The sequence below is a fragment of the Rhizobium sp. PRIMUS64 genome (assembly GCF_023006465.1).
Classification (GTDB): Bacteria; Pseudomonadota; Alphaproteobacteria; order Rhizobiales; family Rhizobiaceae; genus Rhizobium; species Rhizobium leguminosarum.
In genome coordinates, this window is the sequence record NZ_JALBGX010000221.1 from 1 (window position 1) to 6,714 (window position 6,714).

Below are 6,714 nucleotides of genomic sequence, written 5' to 3' on the forward strand. Positions count from 1 at the left end.
GCCGCGGTCGAGCCAGAGCTCGGCCGCCCCGTAGATCAGCGCCGGCGGCAGCGCTGCGGCGATCGGCAGCGCCGCACTCAACCAGTAGCCATGCGCAAAAGCCGACAGATTGATCATCGCCCAGACGATCAGCGTCAGCACGATGATGATGTAGCCTGCCGCACTGCGGCGCCAGGCAATCAGCGAAACGAGCACGAGCGTCAGACCGACGGCAACGCCGGCATCGATCAGCCTTATCCTACGGTCGCGCACCATGCCGTCGCCGGTGACGAGATGGGTGATCGCGGTCGACATCACCTCGACGCCCGGCATGACGGGATCGAACGGCGTCGGAAAGACGTCGCCGCCGCCAGTCACCGTCGAACCGATAACGACGATGCGACCAGTGATCGCATCCGCCGAAAGCTTGCCATCCAGCGCATCGGCGGCGCTGAAGGTGGCGATGCTGCCATGCCCGCCATAAAAAGTCACCGGCAGGCGCTGGCCGATGTCGGTGGGAATACGCAGCTTTCCGAGCATGATGGCATCGGGTTCGATGGTGGGGTCGACGCCGAGCGCCACCGACGCGACACGCAGCGGAAAAGCCGGATCCAGCCGGTCTGCGGAACGCGAGATCAGCGGAATGAAGCGCGGCGTGCCGGTCTGATCGGTTGCGACATTGACGATGCCGACCGCGGCTGCCTCGGTAAAGCGCGGAAGCGGCAAGAGCAGCTGGTTTGCCTCAGGGATGGCGGCAAGCGGATCGCCTGCCGCATCCGTGACCCGCTGGCTGCTTTGCGCGAAAGTGGCAGCAGCCGCAATCACGCTCGGCCCCTGGCGAAGGGCAACAGTCAGCGCAGCATCACCCGCCTCCGGCCCCGGATCGACGAGCAGAATGTCGATCGCCAAAGCCTTCGGCTTCAACGCGGTGATCGCCTCGGCGAGGCGCGCAAGTGTCGCCCGATCGAGCGGATAACCGTGCGCCCTAGCGGTGCGGTCGTCGATCGCAACGATCGAGACGACGGGCGGCGGTGTTTTCGCGCCGACGATGGCGCTGCGGATATCGGCAAGCGAGGCCTCCATCCGGTCGAGAAGGCCGCTCCCGGCATTGAGATGGGTATAGCCGAGCGCAGCCGCCCAAAGACCGGCGAGCAGCAGCGCGATCACGGTCAGTAGACGATGGTTCATGGGATTTATTGGCCGAGGCGGGCAAGAAGGGCGGCGGCGCGTGGCGCCGGCCAGCGGCGCACGACGAGGGGTTCTGTTCCGTCGGTAACGTCGACGCCCTCGCCCGGCGACAACACCACTGCCTTGCCGGCCGGCCGGCGGACCGCGACACTGCCTCTGACTACCAGCACCGAGGTCTTGCCGCCTGCGACATCGACAGCCCATTGCGTGCCGCGCACGGCAGCGATCGCCTGCGGCGTCACGACCTGAAAACCACCGGCGTGCTGGCTGCTGTCGACATCGACGAGAATGGCCTTGCGCCGCAGCGATGCCGAATCAGGGCTGCCGTCGCGGTTGCGGTCGACGAGGCTGTAGGCGGCGCCGGCCTCCGCCGTTACCGTGACGCCGCCTGGACAACTGAGCACCTGGCGGGCGCCGGCATCACGCGATACCGTGCAGCCGGCAGACTGCGCAAAGGCCGCCCCATGCGGAATGAGGCCGAGAACGAGTGCGGCGGCAAGCAGGCTGCGAAGCGTCGTATTCATGGAAAGTCCCCTTGACCATGCGGAACAGCTCTTTTCGAAAGCGCCCGCCAACCGTCTTCTTCCATGTGAGGGATGATAGACGAATTCAAATATTTCCCTAGGCAAAAAAAGTAAACCGGCGCAATCGCCGGCGGAATTCTTACGTTCTACTATCCGTTTCAAGCACGGGTCCGGCATAACGCGCCCGCGGCCGGATCAATTCGCCGCTGTCGATCTGCTCCATCGCATGTGCAAGCCAACCGGCGGAACGGGCAAGCGAGAAGATGATGATCGGCGCCTCCCTCGGGAGGTCGAAGGCGGCGGCCATTGCGGCAAGCGCGAAATCGACGTTGACCTTCTCGCCGACCATCTCCTCGCCGGTTTCCCGGATCTCGGCAAACTGCGGCGGCAAGTCAAAGTGCGAAAGCAGCGCCAGAGCCCTGACATCGCCGTCGGGATAAAGCGGATGACCGAAGGCCGACAGGCGATTGCCCTGGGCGAGCGTACGGCGGATCGCCTTTTCCGACCCAAGGGCGGAAGCGGTCTCGATCAAGGCGTCGACGCCCTGCCAGGCGGCGCCATGCAACGGCCCTGTCAGCGTCGCAAGACCGGACAGCACGACGGCCGAAAGGGCTGCACCCGCCGATGCCGTGACCCGCGCCGCAAAGGTCGAGGCGTTGAGTTCGTGATCGGCAAGCAGCACCAGCGCGCGACGCAGGCAATCGGCAGCGTCCGGCCGCTGCCAGCTTGTCGCAAGCCGCAAATGCAGCGGCTGGTCGGAAGGTCCTGGTGCCAGCGCATCGGCGACGGTGCGGAGAACGCCACTTGCTTCGCGGCGAAGTGCTGCCTGCGAGCGGCCGAGCGATGGCAGATCCGAGGTCACCCGCCCTGCCAGCGCCAGGAAGGCAACCTGAAGCGACGGAGAGGCATGTCCGGTCCCACTGCCGGAGGAAAGTGTTTCCGCGCCGTTCCAGAGCAGTGCCGCCGTCTGCTCCAGCGTCGCGACTTCGGCGAAATCGGCCGCATCCTTTCCGCGATAGAAAAGCCGTCCGCCGATGATGGTGGAAATTGCCGAGGAGAGAACCGGATCGCCCCAGCGGATCGCCTCGGCGGCGACCGTTTCGGTCTTGCGGCGGCCGGCATGGCGCTCGGCAAGCCGCTGTACGTCGGAAGCCTGGTACAGGCTGCGGCGCGGGTCGGTGGGATCGGGCTTGGCACGGATGCGCCCGCGACTGACATTGGCATAGAGCGTTTGCGGCTTGGTCTTCAGCGCCCGCAACGCCTCCTCGGCAGTCAGCCACGACATTGGAGCCTCACATTGATCAATTACGTCAAGATTGACGTCAATGAGACTAGGTTGGATCATCTCGGTCGTAAAGGAGAAACAACATGAAAAATGGCTTGGAAGACGTCATTGCCGCCGAAACCCAGCTCTCGGATGTCGATGGCGAAGCGGGACGACTGATCATCCGCGGCGTATCACTGGATCATCTGGTCGCAGACGGCACCTATGAAGGCGTCGCAGCCCTGTTGCTGGACGGGTTGATGGAGCGAAGCTTCAATGAAGTGGAATTGCGCGACTGGCTGGCGCAGGCGCGAACTGGGGTGTTCGACCACATCAAGGCCGCCGATGCCTCTTTGCTCGCCTTGCCTCCGGTCGATGCGATGCGGGCGCTGATCGCCCGGCTGCCTGACGGCGAGGATTTCGATACCGCGCTCAACCTTCTGGCGGCGCCTGCGGTCTTTCTGCCGGCGGTTTTGCGCCTGCAACGCGGTGAAAAGGCGATCGCACCGGACGCCTCGCTGCCGCAGGCCGCCGATATCCTGCGCATGCTGACCGGAAAATTGCCGACCAGGGAGCAGACGGCGGCACTCGATGCCTATCTCGTGACGATATCTGACCATGGCCTCAATGCCTCGACCTTCGCGTCGCGTGTCATCGCCTCGACGCAGGCTGGCCTCACCTCTTCGGTGCTGGCGGCGCTGAGCGCCCTGAAGGGGCCGCTGCATGGCGGCGCGCCGGGTCCCGTGCTCGACATGCTGGATGCGATCGGAACGGCGGAGAATGCTTACCTGTGGCTCGGCGAAGCACTTGATCGCGGCGAAAGGCTGATGGGCTTCGGCCACCGCATCTATCGCGTCCGCGATCCGCGCGCCGATGCGCTGAAGGGCGCGCTGAAGCCGCTGATATCAACCGGACAGGTAAACAGCGGCCGAGGCGCGCTGGCGGAAGCCGTGGAGGCCGCTGCATTGGCGATCCTGAAGGCGCGCAAGCCGAACCGGCCGCTTGACGTCAATGTCGAATTTTATACCGCGCTGCTGCTCGAAACGCTCGGCTTTCCCCGTGAGGCCTTCACCGGCGTCTTCGCGATCGGCCGCACTGTCGGATGGCTGGCGCACGCGCGTGAACAGGCGCTCAACGGCCGGCTGATCCGCCCACGTTCGCTCTATATCGGGCCACTACCTGCCGCTGCCTGAAAATTGAATTCGGCGGCAGAGCATCTTTCTGCCGCCGATCATTAACCGCCGACGAAAGCGGCGAGGTTGTCGAGCGTCAAACGGCAACCTTCCTCATTGTCTTCGAGGCGAATGCCGGAGGGGATGTTGTCGCAGACCATCGTCACATCGGTGCCGCCGTCCGCAGACGCCAGTGTCGTGCTGACCGTCATCTCGCCGGAAAAACCTTCATCCTCGGAATCGAAGACCGTAGCCCAGACGATGTTTTCGTCAGGCACGAGCTTGGCAAAGCGGCCTTCGAACTTGTCGGTCTTGTCGGAGGTCTTGCCCGGCTGCGATGTCTCGTCATCGGGATAGACGAGCGACATGCTGAAGGCGCCGCCTTCCCTGCCCTCGAAGGCATGAACGATGCCCTTCATCGAACCGGGCGGAAGCCAGGTGGCGACGGCATCTGCATCGAGGAAGGCACGGTAGATGCGCTGGCGTGGTGCTGCGATGAAGCGTGAGACGGTGGTGCTGTGTCCGGTGTTCATGCCGGCGAGATAGCGCAAGCACGGATGTTATCCAGATCGTGCCAGAGCAATTCCAGCAAAAGTGCGCAGCGGTTTTGCGTCCGGAATTGCGTGAAAACAAAGAGATAGAGCATTTCCGTTACTCGAAGAAAACGGAAATGCTCTAACCGCGCGATCTGGTGTTGGCATTCGTCAGACGAGACGGCTCTGTTCCGTCGCCGCTTCGATGAAGCTCGCAAACAGCGGATGCGGATCGAGAGGCCGGCTCTTCAGTTCCGGGTGGTACTGCACGCCGATGAACCAGGGATGGTCGGGATATTCGATCGTCTCCGGCAGCACGCCGTCCGGCGACATGCCGGAGAAGACGAGACCGCAGTTTTCGAGCCGATCCTTGTAGTCGACATTGACCTCGTAGCGGTGGCGGTGACGCTCGGAAATATCGGTGGAACCGTAGATATCCGAGATCTTCGTGCCCTTCTTCAGCGACGCCTTGTAGGCGCCGAGGCGCATCGTGCCGCCGAGATCCCCGGCTGCCGTGCGCTTCTGCAATTCGTTGCCCTTGACCCATTCGGTCATCAGGCCGACCACGGGTTCTTTCGTCGCGCCGAATTCTGTCGAGGAGGCACCAGCCACGTCGGCGAGATTGCGCGCCGCCTCGATGACCGCCATCTGCATGCCGAAGCAGATGCCGAAATACGGCACCTTGCGCTCGCGAGCAAAGCGGGCAGCGTGGATCTTGCCTTCGGAACCGCGTTCACCGAAGCCGCCGGGCACGAGGATTCCATGCACTTTTTCGAGATAGGGCGCCGGGTCTTCCTTTTCGAAGACCTCGGATTCGATCCATTCGAGGTTGACCTTGACGCGATTGGCGATGCCGCCGTGATGCAGAGCCTCGATCAGCGACTTATAGGCGTCCTTGAGGCCGGTATATTTGCCGACGATCGCGATCGTCACCTCGCCCTCCGGCGTGCGGATGCGATTGCAGACCTCTTCCCACTGGTCGAGCCGTGGCTTCGGTGCCGGCTCTATGCCGAAGGCGGCAAGGACTTCGTCGTCCAGACCTTCCTTGTGGTAGGCTATCGGCACATCGTAGATGTTGGCGACGTCGAGCGCCTGGATAACGGCGGACGGGCGAACGTTGCAGAACAGCGAGAGCTTGCGGCGTTCGGCTTCCGGAATTTCGCGGTCGGCGCGCACCAGCAGGATATCGGGATGAATGCCGAGTGCCTGCAGTTCCTTGACCGAATGCTGCGTCGGCTTGGTCTTGAGCTCGCCGGCCGCCGGAATATAGGGCATCAGTGTCAGGTGGACGTAGACGGCGGTGCCGCGCGGCAGGTCGTTGCCGAGCTGGCGGATCGCCTCCATGAACGGCATCGCCTCGATGTCGCCGACCGTGCCGCCGATCTCGCAGATGACGAAATCGTAGTCGTCATTGCCCTCGACAACGAAATCCTTGATCTCGTTGGTGACGTGCGGAATGACCTGTACCGTCGCGCCGAGATAGTCGCCGCGCCGTTCCTTGTCGATGATGTTCTTGTAGATGCGGCCGGTGGTGATGTTATCGGTCTTGGTCGCCGAACGCCCTGTGAAGCGTTCGTAGTGACCGAGATCGAGATCGGTTTCCGCGCCGTCGTCGGTGACGAAGACCTCGCCGTGCTGGGTCGGGCTCATCGTGCCCGGGTCCACGTTCAGATAGGGGTCGAGCTTGCGCAGCCGGACCCGATATCCACGGGCCTGCAGCAACGCTCCGAGAGCCGCGGCCGCAATTCCTTTTCCGAGAGAGGAAACCACGCCGCCAGTGATGAATACGTATCGCGCCATGGGATTCACCGGATACCTTTTCAAAAACGATTCCACCAGCCCAAAAATTCTTTTCCGGAACTTTCGGAGCGTGGCGTGGGAATCTGAACAAAAGAAAACCGGCAGACCCTAGGGCCTGCCGGCGGTTTATGTCGAAGACCGGCTTACTGTCCCGTCGGGACGCCGGAAGGCTGAGCCGGTGCCGGCGCGGCCGGAGCTGCGGGCGTTGCCGGAGCCGTCGTCGCCGGGGCAGTCGTAGCAGGTGCGGTGGCCTG

The 6,714-nt window shown here is 63.4% G+C and carries 6 protein-coding genes; 1 reads left to right on the forward strand and 5 read right to left on the reverse strand.

The genetic code is table 11. The features are described 5' to 3' along the window. From MOV76_RS37745 to MOV76_RS37755, 3 genes are all read right to left on the reverse strand, one after another. A partial coding sequence (locus MOV76_RS37745; RefSeq protein WP_247266476.1) for a CHASE2 domain-containing protein occupies positions 1–1,167 on the reverse strand: 1,167 nt, incomplete at its 3' end. 5 nt (positions 1,168–1,172) lie between these two features. Further along, on the reverse strand, positions 1,173–1,691 hold the full coding sequence (locus MOV76_RS37750; protein ID WP_247266477.1) for a FecR domain-containing protein: 519 nt from the start codon (positions 1,689–1,691) through the stop codon (positions 1,173–1,175). Between the two features lie 139 nt (positions 1,692–1,830). Further along, positions 1,831–2,976 carry a citrate synthase gene (locus MOV76_RS37755; RefSeq protein WP_047622859.1) on the reverse strand — a complete coding sequence of 382 codons (1,146 nt, stop codon included), beginning with the start codon at positions 2,974–2,976 and terminating at the stop codon, positions 1,831–1,833. Positions 2,977–3,059: 83 nt separating this feature from the next. Between MOV76_RS37755 and MOV76_RS37760 the strand changes: the two genes are divergently transcribed. Then, positions 3,060–4,148, forward strand: coding sequence for a citrate synthase/methylcitrate synthase (locus tag MOV76_RS37760; RefSeq protein ID WP_247266478.1), 1,089 nt, complete (start codon positions 3,060–3,062; stop codon positions 4,146–4,148). A gap of 41 nt (positions 4,149–4,189) precedes the next feature. Here the strand turns inward: MOV76_RS37760 and MOV76_RS37765 are convergent, their stop codons facing one another. Continuing rightward, complete coding sequence (locus MOV76_RS37765) at positions 4,190–4,660, reverse strand: SRPBCC family protein (protein ID WP_247266479.1); 471 nt, start codon at positions 4,658–4,660, stop codon at positions 4,190–4,192. A gap of 171 nt (positions 4,661–4,831) precedes the next feature. Continuing rightward, positions 4,832–6,460: a CTP synthase gene (locus MOV76_RS37770; RefSeq protein WP_065277541.1), complete on the reverse strand. Its 1,629-nt coding sequence runs from the start codon at positions 6,458–6,460 to the stop codon at positions 4,832–4,834. Positions 6,461–6,714 lie beyond the last annotated feature (254 nt).